We start from the raw sequence: 625 nt of genomic DNA on the forward strand, positions 1-625 counted from the left end.
GTACACCATTTGGCTTTAAAATCCTTAGTGCTTCATTAACCGCAAGCTCTCTTTCATGCAGAGTTTTTAGGTGGTACAAAGGCCCAAGAATTACACAAACGTCTTGAGAGCTACTTTCGATAAATGACACATCACAAGCATTACCCTCAAACACTTTTAACTCAAGACCTTCAGATTTTACTTTAGTATTTAAAATCTTCACTTGGTCAGGCGCAAGTTCTACTGCTGTAACATCACAACCTAATTTTGCAAAATGTAAGGAATAGCGCCCCGTTGCTGCTCCTAACTCACATACTGATTTTCCTTTAAGTAAATAAGGTGTGAGTTTATGTATCGTAGTATCAAACTCTAACTGAGCAATATATTGCCGAGTTAGCCTTTCATCTTCGTTTGCACCCGTATATTGGGCTATCAATTCTTCCATTGTTCACATCCCCTTTGCCAGTGAGCACCCAATTAAGTAGCTGACAACGCTACCACTACACAGTCGACTTAAATTTGTTATTAGAACGATACTTAAAGGTATCGCCCTAACTAAAAACCGCTTTAATCTTCATGCCGTAGACCCAGATGGTAAAGTTATACTTCAGAAGTTAGTAACTCGCTATAAACTACTGACTACAAT

The 625-nt window shown here is 38.6% G+C and carries 1 protein-coding gene; it reads right to left on the bottom strand.

All coding sequences use genetic code 11. From position 1 onward, the window contains the following. Positions 1-424 (bottom strand): class I SAM-dependent methyltransferase (locus tag AB4496_RS25250; RefSeq protein WP_372132572.1); only part of this gene is annotated, 424 nt, incomplete at its 3' end. Positions 425-625 lie beyond the last annotated feature (201 nt).

The organism is Vibrio sp. 10N.222.46.A1 (assembly GCF_041473595.1).
Lineage (GTDB): Bacteria > Pseudomonadota > Gammaproteobacteria > Enterobacterales > Vibrionaceae > Vibrio > Vibrio tasmaniensis_A.